The following is a 667-nucleotide window of genomic DNA, read 5'->3' on the forward strand; positions in this document are numbered from 1 at the left end:
AAACTCCCAAAGCAAGTTGGTAGGAAAAATATGATAACCCAATATTACATCTTTACTTGATGTAATAAGTACATCATTTGTATAAGTTTTTAAATACTGATAGTTTTCTTCAAGAATTATCTCCTTTACATTGACTAAATCATTTTCTAAAAGACAAATACTTCTGTTATATACTCCTCTTGATATTTTTACAGCATTAGCCCAAGCTATTAAATATTTAGAATTCTCATTTGCTATAAGAAAATAGTTACTTTTAATAATATTAAAATTTTCATCAATATAATAGCACCCCTTCTCTTCATCAAAAACTTGAATTAGAGCATCTGAAATCTTATAAATGCTAGTACCATCTATTCCTTTCATTAAGAGTGTATTGTCATATAACAAATTGTCGTTTAACAAACTATAAATTATTCCTTCTTTAAAAGGAATTACTTTATTTATATTTTCTTTTATTTCAATTAGAGAATACATAAATTAGAATTTTATAAAATTGTACAAAACAGAATCTGTTGAATTTATTAGGTCTCCAAAAACATTTTTAGCTTCACTTTTAGTTAAACCTTCACCTAATAAGTTATTTTTCAAAGTATTGTTTTTCAAAATAATCTCAAAGAGCTCATCTTTTTTGTTTTTAAACAATTCTTTAAAAGCTTGTTTTACCTCA

General features: G+C 24.3%; 2 pseudogenes. Both read right to left on the minus strand.

From position 1 onward, the window contains the following. Positions 1 to 474: pseudogene (locus HMPREF9073_RS09365) on the minus strand (hypothetical protein); the annotation flags it as partial. 3 nt (positions 475 to 477) lie between these two features. Continuing rightward, positions 478 to 667, minus strand: a pseudogene (locus HMPREF9073_RS15985) (hypothetical protein); the annotation flags it as partial.

It is taken from the genome of Capnocytophaga sp. oral taxon 326 str. F0382 (genome assembly GCF_000318295.1).
Lineage (GTDB): Bacteria > Bacteroidota > Bacteroidia > Flavobacteriales > Flavobacteriaceae > Capnocytophaga > Capnocytophaga periodontitidis.